This window comes from Falsiroseomonas sp., assembly GCF_051859025.1.
Taxonomy (GTDB): domain Bacteria; phylum Pseudomonadota; class Alphaproteobacteria; order Acetobacterales; family Acetobacteraceae; genus Falsiroseomonas.
Genome location: NZ_JBHYGL010000003.1, coordinates 1 through 17,180, shown reverse-complemented (window position 1 = coordinate 17,180; position 17,180 = coordinate 1). Strand labels below are relative to the sequence as shown.

General features: G+C 64.9%; 15 protein-coding genes. 12 read left to right on the top strand and 3 right to left on the bottom strand.

The features are described from left to right. The first annotated feature begins 210 nt into the window (after window positions 1–210). Entirely contained in the window at window positions 211–1,671 is a 1,461-nt protein-coding gene (locus tag ACTIE5_RS06230; RefSeq protein ID WP_439548841.1) for a DUF6035 family protein, read from the top strand. A 40-nt stretch (window positions 1,672–1,711) separates the two neighbouring features. Here ACTIE5_RS06230 and ACTIE5_RS06225 read toward each other — a convergent pair whose 3' ends face one another. Continuing rightward, on the bottom strand, window positions 1,712–2,929 hold the full coding sequence (locus tag ACTIE5_RS06225; protein ID WP_439548840.1) for a hypothetical protein: 1,218 nt from the start codon (window positions 2,927–2,929) through the stop codon (window positions 1,712–1,714). Beyond that, complete coding sequence (locus tag ACTIE5_RS06220) at window positions 2,926–3,663, bottom strand: recombinase family protein (protein WP_439548839.1); 738 nt, start codon at window positions 3,661–3,663, stop codon at window positions 2,926–2,928. Before ACTIE5_RS06220 ends, ACTIE5_RS06225 begins: the two co-directional genes overlap by 4 nt. Before the next feature lie 186 nt (window positions 3,664–3,849). Here ACTIE5_RS06220 and ACTIE5_RS06215 point away from each other — a divergent pair, with 186 nt between their 5' ends. The 11 genes from ACTIE5_RS06215 (at window position 3,850) to ACTIE5_RS06165 (ending at window position 16,540) form a co-directional block, all read left to right on the top strand. After that, entirely contained in the window at window positions 3,850–4,125 is a 276-nt protein-coding gene (locus ACTIE5_RS06215; protein WP_439548838.1) for a hypothetical protein, read from the top strand. Window position 4,126: 1 nt separating this feature from the next. Next, complete coding sequence (locus tag ACTIE5_RS06210; protein WP_439548837.1) at window positions 4,127–6,118, top strand: N-6 DNA methylase; 1,992 nt, start codon at window positions 4,127–4,129, stop codon at window positions 6,116–6,118. Continuing rightward, entirely contained in the window at window positions 6,115–8,568 is a 2,454-nt protein-coding gene (gene hsdR, locus ACTIE5_RS06205) for an EcoAI/FtnUII family type I restriction enzme subunit R (RefSeq protein WP_439548836.1), read from the top strand. The genes ACTIE5_RS06210 and hsdR overlap by 4 nt, the downstream gene beginning before the upstream one ends. Window position 8,569: 1 nt before the next feature. After that, on the top strand, window positions 8,570–9,151 hold the full coding sequence (locus ACTIE5_RS06200) for a hypothetical protein (protein WP_439548835.1): 582 nt from the start codon (window positions 8,570–8,572) through the stop codon (window positions 9,149–9,151). Window positions 9,152–9,155: 4 nt separating this feature from the next. Beyond that, window positions 9,156–10,613: a type I restriction-modification system subunit M gene (locus ACTIE5_RS06195; protein WP_439548834.1), complete on the top strand. Its 1,458-nt coding sequence runs from the start codon at window positions 9,156–9,158 to the stop codon at window positions 10,611–10,613. Further along, window positions 10,610–12,241 (top strand): restriction endonuclease subunit S, encoded by a 1,632-nt coding sequence (locus ACTIE5_RS06190; protein WP_439548833.1) that lies wholly within the window; start codon window positions 10,610–10,612, stop codon window positions 12,239–12,241. The genes ACTIE5_RS06195 and ACTIE5_RS06190 overlap by 4 nt, the downstream gene beginning before the upstream one ends. Further along, entirely contained in the window at window positions 12,238–12,990 is a 753-nt protein-coding gene (locus ACTIE5_RS06185; RefSeq protein ID WP_439548832.1) for a CBS domain-containing protein, read from the top strand. The genes ACTIE5_RS06190 and ACTIE5_RS06185 overlap by 4 nt, the downstream gene beginning before the upstream one ends. Next, a complete protein-coding gene (locus tag ACTIE5_RS06180) occupies window positions 12,987–14,075 on the top strand; it encodes an endonuclease NucS domain-containing protein (protein WP_439548831.1) in 1,089 nt (362 codons plus the stop codon). Before ACTIE5_RS06185 ends, ACTIE5_RS06180 begins: the two co-directional genes overlap by 4 nt. Before the next feature lie 39 nt (window positions 14,076–14,114). Further along, window positions 14,115–14,675: a hypothetical protein gene (locus ACTIE5_RS06175; RefSeq protein WP_439548830.1), complete on the top strand. Its 561-nt coding sequence runs from the start codon at window positions 14,115–14,117 to the stop codon at window positions 14,673–14,675. Between the two features lie 79 nt (window positions 14,676–14,754). Next, window positions 14,755–15,378 (top strand): hypothetical protein, encoded by a 624-nt coding sequence (locus tag ACTIE5_RS06170; protein WP_439548829.1) that lies wholly within the window; start codon window positions 14,755–14,757, stop codon window positions 15,376–15,378. A gap of 433 nt (window positions 15,379–15,811) precedes the next feature. Then, window positions 15,812–16,540 (top strand): tetratricopeptide repeat protein, encoded by a 729-nt coding sequence (locus ACTIE5_RS06165; RefSeq protein WP_439548828.1) that lies wholly within the window; start codon window positions 15,812–15,814, stop codon window positions 16,538–16,540. Between the two features lie 107 nt (window positions 16,541–16,647). Here ACTIE5_RS06165 and ACTIE5_RS06160 read toward each other — a convergent pair. Continuing rightward, window positions 16,648–17,180, bottom strand: a 533-nt coding sequence (locus ACTIE5_RS06160) for a tyrosine-type recombinase/integrase (RefSeq protein WP_439548827.1), incomplete at its 5' end; no start/stop codon positions are given.

Genomic DNA, 17,180 nt, shown 5'->3' with positions numbered 1-17,180 from the left:
AGGCCGTGTAGGGGGGTGATCTCAACGGCGTACCGGGCGTCATTCGTGACTGGGAGGGATAGTCATCAGTGACGCGGGAGAGGCAGTCGCCGGTGTCCGACGAAGTAGAATGCACGTAGCCCACGCAGGATGCATTCGGCCAGAATGCAGTAGCGACCATGGACCCCCGGTCACCAGTGACGTGGGGTGCCCCCCTGAAAAAGCAAAGCGGTGACACGCGGTGGACGGCAGCCCGGGATCAGAAACGTCACCCGGGACCCACTCGGGTCGACGCCACCCGTCGAGGACCCGGAGATCAGGCAGGTCCTCAGCGTCAGGACCGGCCTGTTCCATGACGCGCCGGCGCTGATTGGCCGGCTGCGCTGGGCCGAGCACGTCCGCCTCCGCGCCCAAATCCTGGAGGCCATGCGGGACGGCGCGCCGCGATTGCTCTGTGCCCTCTGCGCGGTCCCCGTCTACTTCGCTTCCTCGCCGGATAAGCGGGTCTTCTTCCGCCACCAGCGGGAGGACGGCCGTTGTACGGCGGTCACCCGACAGGGCCTTACGCAAGACGACCTGCGGGAGATGATCTACCGGGGCCGGCAGGAGAGCTGGCAGCATCGCGACACGAAGCGGCTCATCGCCGAAGGCCTTGAGGTCGACCCCGACTTCTTCGGGGTCGCCGTAGAGGCGACTTGGCGCGCAGCCGACGGCTTCTCCCGGCGCCGGCCAGACGTGGCGGCGACCTGGCGGGGCGATCTCCGCGTCGTCTTCGAGGCGCAGCTCACCACCACCTTCCTCGACGTCGTGGTCCGGCGGCGGGCCTTCTACCGCGGCGAGGGCGGCCTCCTGGTGTGGGTGCTCCGGCGCTTCGACCCGTCCGACCGTCGGATGACCGAGGACGACCTGCTGTTCTCCAACAACTCGAACGTGCTGGTTGTCGACAGCGCGACGGCGGCTGCCTCGCGGGAGGCCGGGCGCTTCATGGTGCGGGTCCACCACCGCACGATGTCCCTCGCCGGCGAGCACGGCTGGACCGACGCGCTCGTCCCCTTCGCCGACCTCGTGCTGGACCAGGCCGGGCAGCGGGCCTTCCTCTACGACTACGAGGCTGCGGAGCGCCTCGCCGTTGAGGAGGCGCGACGCCGTGCCGAGGCGGAGGAGAGGGCTCTGGCCGAGGAGAAGGCTCGGCAGCGCGAGGCCGGGCGCGCGCGGCTCCGTCGGCGGGTGCTCGCCTTCTTCGCGGACCGGGATACGCGGACAAACGACGCGTGGCAGCACCTGCGTGGGGCGCTCGGCGACGAGGGCGTGCCGACCCCGGGCATTGCAGGAGACGTCTGGCGCGTCGAGGGCCTGGTCTGCGGCCTCGCGAGCGGCGAGGCGGGCGCGGCCGTCGGCTTCGGCTACACGCGGCTCGTCGAGGTCGCGAACTACCTCTACGACCACCACCGTGGCGCGGTGTGTGCCTTCCTGGCTTTGGTCGAGGCAGGCGGCCACCGCGCGGCCCTGGCAGCCGCGCGTGATCCCGCGAGGTGGGCAGCGCGCGAGAGAGAGGTGACGGCCGCCCGAGAGCGTGGCGACCCCTCAACGCGGCTGCCCCGGGACGTGCGACCTCTGGTCGCCTTCCTCTTCCCTACGCTGCGGCGACCGAGCCGCGTCGAGCATGTAGCGGACGCGGGCGACGCCGGCTGAGGATGGGCTCCACTTTGGGGCAACGCTGGACGGTAGCGGCTCAGATGCCGAAGGCGATCTGGTCAAGCGTGAGCAGCGCCTGGAGGGCGCGCGTCTGCGTGTAAGCTTCCGCTTCGGCAGCACCATGACCGACAGCGTGCCGGGACACAGACGACCCTGCACCGGTGAGCGGGTCGAAGCTAGCGAAGGTGTGCGCTTTCAGGTAGCGGGCGAACGCCGCCGGGAGGAAGAGCGTGTCGCCCCCTCCCGCCTTTTGCTCGGCTGCCTGTACCGCGAACTCCAGCAACGCTGGCAGTTTTGCACCCCGCCCCGTTGCGGCGCGATGAGCGCTTGCCAGGATCCCCTCGATCTCCGTGAGGATAATCTTCAGTACGGCGATAGGATCGTCCGCCTTAAAGGCGTTCACCGCCGACCGAAGAATGCGCTCCTTGGGCTTGAAGTGGGGATTGGAGATCCGACGGTCGAACATGCGCTCCAACCTCGCGGCGTCGAATTTGGCGAGAAGCTCCCTCTCCGCCTCATCGAAACTGAAGGCTGCCTCAGCAGCGTTCGCCAGCGCCTTGAACTCGGCCCCGACAATCTCGGCGAAGGGGAACCAGCCAGCTTCTACCAGGCGCCCGAAAACCGCGGCGTCCGCTACGATATCATAGAGGTGCCGGTATCTGAGCTTTCGGAAGAGGGTCCCGAGGGTCCGCTCGAAGTCATCGAGGGAGAGGGCGCCGTCAGGATTGAAGTCGAAGCACAGCGCGAAGCGCCAAGCTTCGCGGAACAAGCAGAGGACGCGGTCGCGCGGTCCGATCTCGACGAGCGGAAAGCGCATCGCGGTGACGTCCGCGATGTCGTTCTCAAACACGACGGTGCCCGCCAGCATTGCCCGCTTGACGCGAACGTCCAGCGCAACGGCGGCGGTGTCGACCCAGAGGTCCGCCGTGTCGTCTGGCCGGGCGACCAGGAGCACAGTGCTCGTGCGCGCGAGGTTCAGGCCCTGGCCCGCCTGCTGAACGAGGTGGGTCAGCGCCCCGTCAAGGTTCTCGGCGAGGCGATGGAAGAGGGCCTCGTCGGAGGTCAGCGCCAGCTTCGTCCACACCTTGACGGTATCGCTGCCGCGCGCGGCTTCCGCCGAGAAGCCGCACAGATTCACACCCGTCAGCCGAATCGGCTCCCCCAAGTTCCCGACCAGAATGCCGGACCGCGACTGCGCATCGCCAGCGGCGCTCGCTGGGATTGGATCTGGCGTCGTCTCCGGTGCCCCGCTCACATGTCAGCTCCGCTCGCGCGCCGAAAAGCCTCAATGTCGAGCTCCAGCCTGGTCCTACATGCGGCTTGGAACACCCGCCGCACTTGTGCTGGCGCCCACCTGTGTCCTCCCCTCGGCGCGGACACGCCGCGGGCCATCAGCGCCTCCGCAATCTCCGCAAGCGTGCCGGCGCCGGCGCGTTGCGCCTGCTCGATGTAGGGGATCACGGCGGCGGCTCGGGTGCGCGCCTTCTCGACCTGCATCGCGTTCGCACGCGCGGCGAGCGCCGGGTCGCGCGCGAGGAGATGCGGGTTGCCGAGCTTCACGCCTCTTGCCTTCGCCGCGGCGAGCGCGGCCTTCGTGCGCGCGCTGATCATGCGCGCCTCCTCCTCGGCGACGGCTGCGAGGATGTGCACGGTGAGGCGGTTCACGGTCGGCATGTCGGCCGCGACGAACTCGACGCCGCTCTCCATGAGGTTCGACACGAAGGCGACGTTGCGCGCCAGGCGGTCGAGCTTGGCGATGACGAGCGTAGCGCGTAGCGCCCGACAGGCCTCGAGCGCCGCGGCGAGCTGCGGTCGGTCCTTCCGCCGGCCGCTCTCCACCTCGACATGCTCGGCGACGATGCGGCCGCCGGCCGCGCCGGCATGCGCGGAGACGGCAGCGCGCTGCGCCTCCAGCCCGAGCCCGGAGCGGCCCTGCTTGTCAGTGGAGACACGGAGGTAAGCGACGAAGCGCGGCTCGGGCCTGGTCATCGGGGCCGGAGTGGACCCCGGCGGGGCATGTTTTTCAACCCCAAACGTCCGTTCCACAGGTTGAAAATTCGCCCACCCTTCGGGACGAACAAGCCCACCACAGGTGTCACGTCCTGACATTGGATTTTTTGTTTGACACGGGTGTTTGGTGCGCCTAAATTTCGTTTCGAAGGAGATAATCCGGCCATGGCGAAGACCCGACACTTCAAGGCTCGCGCATCCCAGCGAGGGATTCGCCAGGACCTTGTGGACCTCACCCTTCGCTTCGGCGAAGACGACCAGGACCGCCGCGTCCTGGGCGAAAAAGCGCTTCAACGGATGCTCGATGAACTGCGGGCCCTTGAGCGCCAGGTCATCAAGGCGCTCGACAAAGGCGGTATCGTTGTCGTCGAGGCTGATGGAGCACTCATCACTACCTATCGTGCCGAAGCCTCCAGCCGCGGCCGGGCGTGCCGCCGCTAACATGACCGAGCGCGAGAAGGCTCAGGCCGTCACCTTCAAGGCGGCCTTCCTCGACACTGTCCGGTTCAGCGCCGTACGCCCCGGGGACACTGTGCATGTCCTTGCCCAGATGCTGGCAGTTGCCCGTCGGTTTCCGCGAGCGACCCCCGGAATGCCGGTAGGCTTCTTCGACGCCGAGCGGGAGCTCACCTCCCATGAGTGGCACGGCCTCGTTTCCGCGCTGCAGGCCAGCGAGAACAATGCTGCTCAGCTGCCTGCGCTACACCGTCGCGGATCCCCACAGGGCGGCTTTCGGTATCCGGAAATCGAACTTGAGAAGCGTAACGGCGAACTGGTGATCGTGGACGCGAAGAAGCCGGTCGTCGAACTTGAGCCTGGGGTCCTGGAGCGCCTTCGGCGCCTTCTGATCGGCATCTTCCCTTCACCCACTGCGGAAGGAAGGGCGGTCAGCCCTCCCACCTGGCTGATCGGCGTGGTCCTCGAACTGGCCACGGACATCCGTTCCGGCGAGCTCTTTCTGCCGCAGGATGCGGTCCAGGATCTACTCTGTCGGCTAGCCTCACAGGGCAACCCGCGGACTTTCTATTGCGCGTTTGACAGTACGGCTGAGATCGCACTCCGGCTGGCGATGAACGGTGCAGATCGCGTCGACTTTGACGTCCCCAGCGAGATGGTAGCCGAGTTCGCCTACTGCTTGGCTGTGGCGTATGACCTCCCGATCTCGGTACAGGTTTTCCATCCCGTTCGTGACGTTAAACGCGACAACGAGACCCTGTGTGAGGCTGCGGTCGCCGTGCCGCCCATGGGGATACGCTATGAAGCGAGTCTCATCTCTCCCTACCTGCCCAAGGATCATTCGGCCGACGCGCTCCACCTCACCGCGCTCTTGCGCCGGACTAAGGGTCCGATGGCGTGCCTCATGGCGGACGGCTTTCTCTTCAGAAGCAGTTCCCTGGACCGCTACACGAAGGAGCTCTTCACCTCAGCGGGAAACATATCCGCGGTCGTGAGCCTCCCGCGCGGCGCCCTCCCGCGGTTGAGCGTCAACGCCTCCATTATTTTCCGGGCCAAGCCTGGATCTCACCCGGTAGGCGAGGTCCTCTTCGTCGACGCCAGGCAGGACGATGTGCCAAGGCGGCATGCTTTCAGCCTTGCGACAGCCGACTTGGCCCGGACGGTGCTGGGGCGCTGGCTGGGCGAGCGCTCAGCCATCGTCGGCCAACGGGATCTCCGCGAAAACGACTTCAGCTTGGCTGTTGACCGCTACGTGCTCGACCCTGGCACTCGCGAGGCTCGCGCGGCGCTGAGCCAAGTGCGGACGGTCGCCCTCGGCGACATCGCCGAGATCGTCCGCCCACAGGCCGTCACCTTACCAAAGGGGCAGGACGCCGTTCGGGAAGGCCTGCACGCTGAAACTGAGGATGATGCCGACAGCGCGATCTTCCGCGAGGTCACGGCAGGTAACATCAATCAGGGGGACGGTGTCGTCATGAAGCCGGACAAGGCGTTCGCCCTGCCCCCGCAGATGGCGGCCAAGGCCCGCCGTGCAGCCCTCGAAGCCGGAGACATCCTCCTCTCCATCAAGGGCCGGATCGGCGTCGTAGGCCTCGTCGCGCAGCAGCCGCCTGAGAATGAGACGTGGCTTCCAGGGCAAAGCTTTGCCGTCGTGCGTCTGCGCCGCTCGTCGGCCATCGAGAACCCTGAGGTCCTGCAACGCTATCTGTCCTCTCCATTGGGACAGAAGGCGCTTCAGACAGTCGCCGGAGGGACCGCGGTACCCTTCGTGCAGATCGCCGACGTCCGACGGCTGGAGGTACCCATTCCATCAGCGGAGGACCTGGAGCGCCTTGCCGAAGGGCGGAGAGTGCTTGAAGAGCTCTGGGACCAGATAATTGCCGCGCAGGAACGAATGGGCGAGATAGAAGACTCGCTTTGGCCGATGAACCTCGCCCAGAGCCTAAACTCAGACCGGAGGCCGGGGGGCGGCGAGTGAACAAGAAGGATCTGAGCGAGCGCGACATCTGCTCGAAGTTCATCACGCCGGCCGTGCGCCAAGCGGGGTGGGACGAACTTCAGCAGATCCGTGAAGAGGTGAGCTTCACCAAGGGGCGCATCATCGTCCGCGGTAAGCTGGTCACCCGCGGTAAGGCCAAGCGCGCCGACTACGTCCTCTATCACAAGCCCAACCTGCCCATCGCCATCATCGAGGCGAAGGACAACACACACGCCGTCGGCGACGGCCTGCAGCAGGCCCTCGAGTACGCCGAGATCCTCGGCATCCCCTTCGTCTTCGCGTCGAACGGGGACGGCTTCGTCTTCCACGACCGCACAGGGCTAGCGGCGGTGAAAGAGGAGACGTTGGCGCTCGATGCCTTTCCGTCCCCTGCTGAACTCTGGGCACGCTACGTCGCCTGGAAGGGCCTGACGCCGGAGGCGGAGCGAATCGTCCAGCAGGACTACTTCGAAGACGGCAGCGGCAAGGCGCCGCGCTACTACCAGGTCAATGCGGTCAACGCCGCCGTCGAGGCCATCGCCAAGGGCCAGGACCGCGCCCTGCTGGTCATGGCAACCGGCACGGGCAAGACCTACACCGCCTTCCAGATCATCTGGCGGCTGTGGAAGGCAGGCATCAAGAAGCGTATCCTGTTCCTCGCCGACCGGAACATCCTCGTCGACCAGACCATGGTCAACGACTTCCGTCCCTTCGGGCCGGCCATGGCCAAGCTGAGCACCGATGCCAAGACGATCGAGCGCGACGATGGCTCGACGACCGACATCGTCACGGCCATCGACCGCAAGCGCCGGATCGACACCTCGTACGAGGTGTATCTCGGCCTTTACCAAGCTATCACCGGCCCCGATGAGCGCCAGAAGCTCTTCCGTGAGTTCTCGCCCGGCTTCTTCGACCTCATCATCATCGACGAGTGCCACCGTGGCAGCGCCGCCGCCGATTCCGCCTGGCGCGAAATCCTAGAGCACTTCTCCAGCGCGACGCAGGTCGGCCTCACCGCGACGCCGAAGGAGACGAAGTACGTCTCCAACATCGATTACTTCGGTAAGCCGGTCTTCTCCTACTCCCTGAAGCAGGGCATCCGCGACGGCTTCCTCGCGCCCTACAAGGTCATCAAGGTCCATATCGACCGTGACGTGGAGGGCTACCGCCCTGCCAAGGGCACCCTCGACAGGGAGGGCAACGAGGTTGAGGACCGCATCTACAACACCAAGGATTTCGACCGCACCCTGGTCATCGACGATCGTACCAAGCTGGTCGCGAAGAAGGTCTCCGACTTCCTGAAGGAGAGCGGCGACCGCTTCCAGAAGACCATCGTCTTCTGCGTGGATGAGGAGCATGCCGCCCGCATGCGCCAGGCCCTCGTCAACGAGAACGCCGACCTCTGTGACGCGAACCCGCGCTATGTCATGCGCATCACCGGCAGCGACGCCGAGGGGCAGTCGCAACTCGGCAACTTCATCGACCCGGAATCCCGCCAGCCGATCATCGTCACCACCTCGCGGCTTCTCTCGACAGGCGTGGATGCCCAGACCTGTCGGCTAATCGTGCTCGACCGCTCCGTCGGCTCCATGACCGAGTTCAAGCAGATCGTCGGCCGGGGTACCCGCGTCCACGAGGACAGCCGGAAGTTCTACTTCACCCTCATGGACTTCCGCGGCGCGACCAATCACTTCGCCGACCCCGATTTCGACGGCGAGCCAGTCCAGATCTACGAGCCTGGCGAAGGCGACCCAATGACCCCGCCAGAGGGCGCCCCGGTAACCGACGAGGATGGGGAGGAATTGCCCTCGGAGCCGAGCACCGAGGAGACGGTCGTGGACGGGGACACGCCCGACATCTCTATTCCGGCAGGTGGCCCGAAGCGCCAAAAGGTCTACGTGGACGGGGTCGGCGCGACGATCGTGACCGAGCGTGTCGAGTACCTCGACGAGGACGGGAAGCTCGTCACCGAGAGCCTGAGGGACTTCACCAAGAAGGCCCTGCAGAAGCACTTCACCAGCCTCGACGCCTTCCTCCGGCGCTGGAAGGGCGAGGACCGGAAGCGGGCCGTCATCGAGGAGCTGGAGGCCGAGGGGCTGCCCCTCGAGCCGCTGGCGGAGGAGTTCGGGAAGGACCTCGACCCCTTCGACCTCATCTGCCACGTCGCCTTCGACCGCCCTCCCCTCACCCGGCGGGAGCGGGCCGCGAACGTCCAGAAGCGGGACGTCTTCACCAAATTCGGTCCCCAGGCACGCGCGGTCCTGGACGCGCTGCTCGCCAAGTACGCCGACGAGGGCCTGATCGACCTTGCTGACGCGGCAGTCCTCCGCCTGCCGCCGCTCAACACGCTGGGCACCCCGGTACAGCTTATCCGTGCCTTCGGCGGCAAGGAGGCCTTTGAGCAGGCGATGCGCGAGGTCCAGTCGGGCCTCTACCAGGAGAGCGCCTGACATGCGTTCTCGTGTCGCCGGCACCGACCGCCGCTTCGAGCGGCTCTGGATACCCTCGGACGATTTCCCGCATTGGCTCCGGAAGCATCGCGAGAGCGACCCGGACACGCCCATGGTGGAGCAGCTCGGTGTGGAGCTCATCGCCTCGGATTTCGCCCCCGACCGGGTGCCGGAGTTCGTCCGCCGCGTCTGTGGCTGGGGCAACTACGCCGGGGTCGGCGGCCGCGTGCTGAGACGCAACATGCCCGGGCAGCTCGCCAAAGCCTTCCGTGAGGCCCATCAACTGTCGGTCGGCCCGACGCCAGAGGATGCTCTCCAGCCGATTCTTAGCCTGAAGGGGCTGAATGTCTCCTTCGGTTCCAAGCACCTCAAGTTCCTAAATCCTGAGCGCGCCGTGGTGCTCGACAGCATCATCAGCGAGAAGCTCGGATATCCCCGCGATCTCTTGGGTTACGGCGACCTCCTGGCTGACTGCTTTGCCTTGCTTGAGCAACTCCGCCAGGACGCCACGCCCTATCCCTTCCCGCCCGGGACGTGGCGGGTCAGCGACGTCGAAATGGCCATCTATCAGCGTTGGAAGTGACCGTATGTCCGTTCGCAACACCGTCAAATCCATCCAGGACATCATGCGCCAGGACAGCGGCGTCGATGGCGACGCGCAGCGCCTGTCGCAGCTCTGCTGGATGTTCTTCCTCAAGATCATCGACGATCAGGATCAGGAGCTGGAGCTGATGCAGCCCGGCTACCGGTCCCCCATTCCGGAGCGCTTCCAGTGGCGCACATGGGCGGCGGACCCGGAGGGCATCACCGGCGACGCGCTCCTCGCCTTCATCAACGGCGAGCTTTTCCCGGCCCTGAAGGAGCTGCCCGTCACCGACCGGCCCGGCGACCGGCGTCGAGTGGTCCGGGGCGTCTTCGAGGACGCCTACAACTACATGAAGTCCGGCCAGCTCATGCGGCAGGTGGTCAACAGGATCACCAGCGTGGACTTCAACGACTTGGCTGAGCGCCGCCACTTCGGCGAGATCTATGAGCAGCTCCTCAACGACCTGCAGAGCGCGGGCAACGCCGGTGAGTACTACACTCCCCGTGCCGTCACCGCCTTCATGGTGGATCGCATCGACCCCAAGCCGGGCGACACCCTCTTCGACCCGGCCTGCGGCACCGGCGGCTTTCTCACCTGCTCCATCCGCCACATGCGCGACCGCTACGTGAAACGGCCGGAGGACGAGCGACAGATGCAGGCCGCGCTTCGCGCAGTGGAGAAGAAGCAGTTGCCGCACATGCTCTGCGTCACCAACATGCTGCTCCACGGCGTCGAGGATCCGGGCTTTGTCCGCCACGACAACACCCTCGCACGCCCCTACATCGGCTGGACCCAGGCCGAACGCGTGGACATCGTCCTGACCAACCCACCCTTTGGCGGGCGGGAGGAGGACGGGATCGAGAGCAACTTCCCGGTCCACTTCCGGACGCGGGAGACGGCGGACCTCTTCCTCGCCCTCATCATCCGTCTGCTGAGGCCTGGTGGCCGCGCCGCCGTGGTGCTGCCGGACGGCACGCTGTTCGGCGAGGGCGTGAAAACCCGACTGAAGGAACACCTGATGGAGGAGTGCAACCTGCACACCATCGTGCGCCTGCCTAACAGCGTCTTCCGCCCCTACGCCTCCATCGGCACCAACCTGCTGTTCTTCGAAAAGGGCACGCCGACGCGGGAAACCTGGTTCTGGGAACACCGCGTGCCGGAGGGCCAGAAGGCCTACTCCATGACGAAGCCCATCCGGCTGGAGCACCTGCAGGACTGCGCCGCCTGGTGGGGCGGGCCGACCCGCGAAGGCCGGCAAGAGACGGAGCGCGCCTGGCGCGTGACGGCGGAGGAGGTGAAGGCGCGCGGCTGGAACCTCGACATCAAGAACCCGCATGCGGTGGAGGAGGACCACGGCGACCCTGAGACGCTGCTGGTCGAGCTGGACGCCGCCGAGGCCGAGACGGCGCGGCTGCGCGACCAGTTCCGGGCGATCCTGGCCGAGGCGCTGGCGCGATGAACGCCGAGGTCCTGCTGGCGCATTATGAGCGGATCGCCGAGACGCCGGACGCCATCATGCGGCTGCGGCGCTTCGTGCTGAACCTCGCGGTGCGGGGGAAACTAGTGCCTCAGAGTGCGAGTGAAAATCGCGTCCCCCTTGCGTCCCATAGCGCCGAGCAGACACCGTCCGAGCTTCCGGCTTCCTGGCAGTACGCGCCCCTTGGCGCTCTTCTCCGTGAAGACACCCGTAACGGCTTCTCTCGGCGGCCCGATGAGGCGAACCACGGCGTGCCCATCCTCCGCATCAGCGCGGGAACAATGCGCCGAGACGGGCTCGTGGCCGAAGAGGAACACAAGCTGATTAGCGGTATCGATGAGAGGACGCGACGCGAGTACGGGCTGGAAGCAGGTGACCTGCTCGCCTGCCGCTTCAACGGCAACAAGGCGTTCGTGGGTCGACTCACGCTGTTCACGGACTACCTCGGACTGCGCCCCATCTACCCCGACAAGCTCATCCGGGTGCGCGTAAATCCTAATATCGCCTTGCCGGAGTTCCTGCGCGCAGCCGGCGAAAGCGATCTGGTCCGTGGTGAGGTCGAGGCTCATTGCGCGACCACGGTCGGTAACTGGGGGATCAGTGCCTCCAACCTGAAAGAGGTTCGCTTTCCCGTCCCCCCCCTCGCCGAACAGCGCCGCATCGTCGCCAAGGTGAATGAGTTGATGTCGCTGTGCGACCGGCTGGAGGCGGCTCGGACGGCGCGGGAGGCGACGCGCGACCGGCTGGCGGCGGCGAGCCTCGCCCGCCTCAACACCCCCGATCCCGAGACGTTCCCCTCCGACGCCCGCTTCGCCATCGCCGCTCTCCCCGCCCTCACCACCCGCCCCGACCAGATCAAGCAACTTCGCCAGACCATCCTGAACCTCGCGGTGTGCGGAAAGCTGGTGCCGCAAGATGCAGCTGATGGTCCTGCACCAGCCTTCGACCGCGTAACTCTAGAAGGCTCAGCCTTACCATTCGTCCTTCCTACCAGTTGGTGTTGGTCGCGGCTCAGCGCCCTCGGACAGCTCAAGGGCGGAGGGACACCGTCAAAAACCCGCGATGACTTTTGGAACGGCGACATTCCCTGGGTTTCGCCGAAGGACATGAAGGTGAGTTACATTGAGGCGGCACAGCTCTCGATCACTGCCGCCGCCATCGATGATTCGGCTGTCAACTTGCTGCCCTCGGGCGCGGTGCTTTTCGTCGTGCGCGGGATGATCCTTGCCCACAGCTTCCCAGTCGCATTGACGCGCGTTCCTGTCACGGTGAACCAGGATATGAAGGCTTTGGTGCTCAAGAATCCTGATATGGCCGAGTATCTCCTACGTGCGCTGAAGGGTCTCAAGCCGCAGATGTTGGCAAAGGTTCAGCGATCTACGCATGGCACGTGTCGGCTTGAAGGCGCCGACTACAGTGACTTCCCCATTCCGATCCCGCCCCTCGCAGAGCAGCGCCGCATCGTCGCCAAGGTCGACGAGTTGATGGCCCTCTGCGACGCCCTCGAAGCCAGCCTCACTGCGGCGCAGGATACGCGCGCCCGCCTCCTCCAGGCCACGCTCCAGGCCGCCCTCGACACGTCCGGAACGCAGCACGACCTTGCCGCATGACCAGTCCCAATGACGCCTTCATCGGCCTCTTCGAACGGTTCTCCGCTACGCTGAACCGCCTAGCAGACCTGCCGGAGTCTCGAAAATGCGAGATCGACGAGGCCTGCCGCCGGCATCCCCGCCTCGAACAGCATCGCCGGCGGCTGCTCTATATCCGGGACCTGCGCCACCTCCTCCAACACCCGCAAACCCGCGGCGGCGGTGCTCCCTTCCAGATCGGCCCGGCCTTTGTGGAGGAAACCGCCGAGTTGCTTCGCCGCATCGAGAACCCGCCCACGGCCATGAAGCTCGGGGTCTCCCGCGCGCAGATCCGCACCGCCTCGCCCGAGGAGCGCATCGGCGACCTCGCTGCGGAGATGAAGGAGAAGGGCTACAGCCACCTGCCAATCCTCGATGAGCGCGACGTCGTCCGGGGCGTGTTCAACGAGGCCGCGGTCTTCGACAGCCTATGGGCACCGCATGAGCCGATAATCGAGCGCAGCATGCGGCTGGGAGAGATCATGGCGCATTGCAGCCTGGATGCTCAGCACACCGAGACCTTCCGCTTCATCGATCCACGCCAACCGCTCGACGCGGTGCTGGCCCTGTTCCTGGCCGTGGCCACGCCCACCACACGGGTCGGCGTGGTCTTCGTCACCGCCTCAGGCAAACGATCCGAGCCGCTCCAGCGCCTGATCACGCCCTGGGACGTCATGGTGATGTCCCGCGATTGGTCGGGGCAGGACAGCACGGAGCGTCGGCCCGCATGACCCTCCACCACGCCATCTGGACCGTCGGCCAGAAGCCCGAACTTCTCGCCCGCGCTGTGTTGCCGAGCGAGAAGCAACTCGAGGACATGATCGTCGCCGCGCCGCAGATCCTGTCGGATTCCTGGATGCTGATCGGCCGGCAGGAGAGGACGGCCCATGGTGGCATCATCGACCTGCTTGCCATCCAGCCCGACGGTGCCCTCGTCCTCATTGAGCTAAAGCGGGACCGTACACCGCGGGACGTCATCGCCCAGGCACTCGACTACGCGAGCTGGGTGGAGGTGCTGAAGCCTGAAGATATCGCTGCGATCTACGGGCGCTTCGCCCCGGGGCGGAACCTCGCCGGGGACTTCCTTGCCCGCTTCGGTGCCGAGCTCGACGAAGAGGCTCTGAACCACACGCATGAGGTCGTCATTGTCGCGGCCGAACTGGATGCGGATTCCGAGCGCATCGTCGGTTACCTCGCCGACCGCGGCATTGCCATCAACGTCCTCTGCTTCCAGGTCTTCACGCAGGGCGGCCAGCAGCTCCTGAGCCGCGCCTGGCTGAAGGACCGCGTCGAGGCACCACCAGAGCCTCCCAGCGGCCCCAAGGGCCCTAAGGAGCCCTGGAACGGCGAGTTCTATGCCTCCTTCGGCGTCGGCCCGAACCGCTCCTGGGATGACGCGGTGCGCCACGGCTTCATCAGCGCCGGCGGGGCAAGCTGGTACAGCAAGACCCTTGGCCTTCTGAAGCCTGGTGACCGGGTCTGGGTAAAGTCACCCAACCACGGCTTTGTCGGCGTCGGCCAGGTGATAGGCGCGGCCGAGCCTGCAGAAGCTTTCAAGCTCAAGAACGAGGCGGGCGAGGAAGTGACGGCTCTGGAGGCGCTGAAGGGCGCCAACTACCATAGGGACTTGGCTGACGACCCCGATCGCTGCGAGTGGTTCGTACCGGTGAGGTGGGCGGCTACGGTCCCTCTGGACAAGGCGATCAAGGAGATAGGCCTCTTCGGCAACCAGAACACCGTTTGCCGACCGACGGCACCGAAGTGGCGGACGACGGTTGAGCGGCTGAAGACCCACTTTCCAGGTTTCGACGGATGAGTGCGGCAGCTATCCAACCGCACCAAGGAGCACGGCGGGATGCAGACTGACGTCCCATGGATCCGCCGCGGCGTGCGCGTCATCCGCATGGTCTCGGAGCTGCACCGAATGGGCCACCAGATCCTCCGCATCCAGCCCTACGAGTACCCGCTGGCATGGCGGTGCACGGTTGCGCCGAAGGAGGCTTTCTCGGAACTCAATGGCGCCTTCGTGCCCGAGGACATGGGGCAGTGGCCAACCTACAGCTCTGCCAGCGAGAATGAGTACTTCGGCTGGACCGACGCCAAGTCCGACGACGCACGCGCCATGGCCGCAAAGTTCGTTGCCCGCTTCCCGGAGGTAGCAGCCGCTGGAAAGGGTCGCGACTGGGCATACGCAGGGTGGCTTCTGGAACTCATCGGCACGCTAGAGAGACACCATGGGATGGTGCCCATCGTCGTTGCAGAGAATCTTGGTACCCCACCACAGCGGCTCGATCACCTTCCCCTCCGGCACTATGGCTCAGGGGCCAGGGAGACTTCCGCGCCTGCTTCCTTCCCCCTTCCGCCAGGTGGCCTCGCAGTTGATCGGCTACCGGCACGCAAAGTGGGCAGGCTGTGAACACGCGCGCGAGTGGGACCCGATGCCGACCTGGAGTCCCGTAGCGCGCCGATTGACGCATCATCTCCCTGGATTACGCATGACAACCCACGCGCGTCTCCTGATACTCCTATCTGGCCTTATCATTGCCAGCATCACGAACGCCTCGGCTCAGCCAACCGTCGATATCCGAGACTGGGTGCAAGCGGGCTCACGAGAAGCCGCAATGGAAATTTACCATCCGCGGAACTGGATCCGCGTGGATCACACTGCACTAGGCCTTCAGATCTCCATAGCCAGAGATATCAGCGAAAGCGGAGCGCTGGCCTGCAACGCTTGGGTGCAGCCCCATCCCAATACCCAAGGTATGACGCAAGCTCAGGTAGACCGAATCTTCTCCGCCCAGCCAAGCCTCGAGGACGCAGATAAAGCACTTCGTGAAATGGGGATGGCCGGCATCCGCGCCACACATGTCACGCTTGAGCGTATCAGCGGCCGGCCGGCGCCGATGATTCAAGCATCCGGCTCGATTCAGCGCGGTGCCACAACGTACCAAGTCAAGATGGCCATGGCGGGGATTTATCTCCCTGACCGTGTCCATACCACACAGTGCATGGCCATCGGTACAACACACGAGGAAGCCGAGCGCCTCTACCGCGCTTGGGGGCGGACGCTTGGGACTATCATTGGATCCACCATCGTCTCGGCTGCTCCGTTACGATAAATTTGCGGTCGCCAACGCATTCTAGTCTATTCCATCTCCTCTCTCGGGACGAGGCACAGTGCAGCAGCAATCGTGATTCTCGACATGCATCAGGCTGTGCCAGCCTGCTAAAGGTGTCGCACTCTGATACCACGCAAGGGGACACGATCGGGATAACTGTGATAGGAGCGACAGTTAGGCTCGAAATGTGGTTCTGGGTCGCATACACACTGTTTGGACGGAGTGCGAGAAGACATTGGATACCCAGCATCAATCCCAAATGCGGCACCAACTTCTAAGTGCATGGGGGAAGGGAAAGGGGAACGCTAGCCAAGCGAGGCTCCAAGCACGAATTATTCGCCAGCACATTCGCCAGAATGACGAAGTAGCACGCTTCCATTTACCCGTCATTCTGAAGATCGCTGATGGCCCTATGCCAGTGCCCGAGGCCAACATGATCCTCTACGATTGCTACAAGAACGGCTACGGCGTCTCCGTGGATCTCGCCAAAGCGCTCGAACGTCTGGAATTGGCCGTGAGCCAGGGCCTAGAAATGGCAGAGTGGTATCTCGCTAGCCTGCTCCTGGACAACACGGGAATGCCGGTCGTTACACAGGATCCCGACCGCGCGCTTGCTATTTTGCGACGTTTGGCCCGGAAGTCGGATGACGTTTCCGCGATGTCTCTCGCCAGAAACACTTTCTCTTCATATGTTGCCCAGCACTTCAGCATCCACGATGTGTCCTCGAGTGATCTGGAACTGATTACGTGGCACACCAATGACCGCCGCAATATTAGGAGCACGGATCTATTGCCTTTAGCTCGCTTCTTCGCCGCGGGGGAATCGAGCAAAGACTATGCGTGTTCACGCTATCGGCTCCCGCGTGAACTCCTCATCGCAGGCTCACAGTCTGGAAATACCCAGGTTCGCGAGGCTTGCGACGCACAGCTTGAAGCTTGGGGCGTAAAGCCATCCCCCGAGGTAGCGCCCACCACGGCTCAAAAGGCCGTCGAAACCGTCAAAATGGCCGGGATATTCGGCGGTATCTCCATCGTGCTTATCTTCTGGTCGGCTGTGGGCCTGTTTCTCATGTCGGTCGCCGCCGCGATCAACGCATTCACGATCCCAATCATGCTAGGCGCCCTGATAGTGGCATTCATTGTCTCACGGCTACGCAGGTAGACGCCAATGGATCACCTCATCCGATTGACCTGCCTCTGATTGGGGGTTGAACCGCCCCAGGTTGGCCGAAGGCTGCGCAGCTTGAGTCCTGTTTGAGGATCGCGGATCTACAGCCTGATCCGCTCGACCTCGTCGAGGCTGATCTCATCACGCCGTCGGTCGTAGAGTTGGGTGGTGCGCGTGCTGGCGTGGTTGGCCATGGCGGCCGCGTTCTCGAGCGTCCCACCGTTCTTCAGGTAGGCAGTGATGCCGGTCGCTCGAAAGCTGTGGTTGCCGATCCTGGTGCCGATGCCAGCCGCCCCAGCGCGCCGGCGCACCATGGCGTAGGCGTTGGCCTGCGGCAGCGCCGTGCGAGTCAGCGCCTTTGTGCCGCGGCCGATCGTCCGGAACAGCGGCCCCTTCGGATCAATGCCGATGCCGACGCCGTCGATATAGGCGTGCAGGTATTCCTCGAGCGTGTGGTGGCAGGGCATCTCGTGCCGCTTGCCCCCCTTCTCGTGCAGCCGCACCCAGAGCCGCCGATTTTGCACGAACACGTCCGCCACCGTCATGCCCAGCGCCGCGCCGATGCGGGCGAAGCTGTAGGGGGTCACGACACGAAAGTGCGCTGAGTGTCCGGCTCGCGCGAACGGACGGGCAA

Excerpts from the sequence above, each read along its gene's own strand:
- ACTIE5_RS06220 (WP_439548839.1), bottom strand. The coding sequence starts at position 3,663 with ATGACCAGGCCCGAGCCGCGCTTCGTCGCTTACCTCCGTGTCTCCACT.
- ACTIE5_RS06215 (WP_439548838.1), top strand. The coding sequence starts at position 3,850 with ATGGCGAAGACCCGACACTTCAAGGCTCGCGCATCCCAGCGAGGGATT.
- ACTIE5_RS06210 (WP_439548837.1), top strand. The coding sequence starts at position 4,127 with ATGACCGAGCGCGAGAAGGCTCAGGCCGTCACCTTCAAGGCGGCCTTC.
- ACTIE5_RS06200 (WP_439548835.1), top strand. The coding sequence starts at position 8,570 with ATGCGTTCTCGTGTCGCCGGCACCGACCGCCGCTTCGAGCGGCTCTGG.
- ACTIE5_RS06195 (WP_439548834.1), top strand. The coding sequence starts at position 9,156 with ATGTCCGTTCGCAACACCGTCAAATCCATCCAGGACATCATGCGCCAG.
- ACTIE5_RS06190 (WP_439548833.1), top strand. The coding sequence starts at position 10,610 with ATGAACGCCGAGGTCCTGCTGGCGCATTATGAGCGGATCGCCGAGACG.
- ACTIE5_RS06185 (WP_439548832.1), top strand. The coding sequence starts at position 12,238 with ATGACCAGTCCCAATGACGCCTTCATCGGCCTCTTCGAACGGTTCTCC.
- ACTIE5_RS06180 (WP_439548831.1), top strand. The coding sequence starts at position 12,987 with ATGACCCTCCACCACGCCATCTGGACCGTCGGCCAGAAGCCCGAACTT.
- ACTIE5_RS06175 (WP_439548830.1), top strand. The coding sequence starts at position 14,115 with ATGCAGACTGACGTCCCATGGATCCGCCGCGGCGTGCGCGTCATCCGC.
- ACTIE5_RS06170 (WP_439548829.1), top strand. The coding sequence starts at position 14,755 with ATGACAACCCACGCGCGTCTCCTGATACTCCTATCTGGCCTTATCATT.
- ACTIE5_RS06165 (WP_439548828.1), top strand. The coding sequence starts at position 15,812 with ATGATCCTCTACGATTGCTACAAGAACGGCTACGGCGTCTCCGTGGAT.